The sequence below is a fragment of the Mesorhizobium sp. M4B.F.Ca.ET.214.01.1.1 genome, assembly GCF_004791545.1.
Lineage (GTDB): Bacteria > Pseudomonadota > Alphaproteobacteria > Rhizobiales > Rhizobiaceae > Mesorhizobium > Mesorhizobium abyssinicae.
In genome coordinates, this window is record NZ_SRUX01000054.1 from 1 (window position 1) to 709 (window position 709).

The 709-nt window shown below is 57.4% G+C and carries 1 protein-coding gene; it reads right to left on the reverse strand.

The window, feature by feature from the left end:
- Positions 1–219 precede the first annotated feature (219 nt).
- Positions 220–378: a hypothetical protein gene (locus EN857_RS35050; RefSeq protein WP_187331545.1), complete on the reverse strand. Its 159-nt coding sequence runs from the start codon at positions 376–378 to the stop codon at positions 220–222.
- Positions 379–709 lie beyond the last annotated feature (331 nt).

The following is a 709-nucleotide window of genomic DNA, read 5'->3' on the forward strand; positions in this document are numbered from 1 at the left end:
GCTTGAGGCCATTTCGTCGACTGCTATGTCTTGCAGAGCCTTGAGCGCCTCTCGTCGCATTTCGCTCAGGCTATCGAGATCGACCCAGGCATCGCCAAGAGCGTGCCCATTTCTCACAACCTCGAAGAGGTATTTCGACATTCGGCCACTGTGAGACAAAGCAACTGTGGCGGCATTCAAATTTGAGGGCCGGCTATGAGCACGGCGTCCAGCCTCCGCCTAGCCGGCGGTCAATGCTTTGTGGGGCCTGACGCCGTGGGCGAGAATGCTGATTTCGGCTTCGGTCAACGTGATCTGATAGCGCTGTGTGGAATTCTTCGAGTAGATGTCGTCAGCAATAATCGAGAGGGTCACATCGCCATTCTCGTCGATCTGCACATCCTCGATCTGCAGCGGCGCTGAGTATATGCACTTCGGTGATCCTGGCCTTCGCGCAGGCTGAGCAGACAGTCGCAATGTGAAAATCCCTTGCTGTACCAGCAATGCGTCTGACGCAAAATTGATGCCAGCAATTCGGTCCCGAGACGAAACACTGAAACGTTGGGCTACTCCCACGTTCGTCCTTATGGATACGTGCCTGCTATTTCGGCAAGAGCGTATTGTTTAGCCAGCCGGCGCCGCGTTCGCCCCCGAACCCGGCGCCGGTTAGGCCCGGCGTTTGCTGGCCTACCCACGCCAGCCTGCCGGGCCGCTCCTTTTCATGGACTCC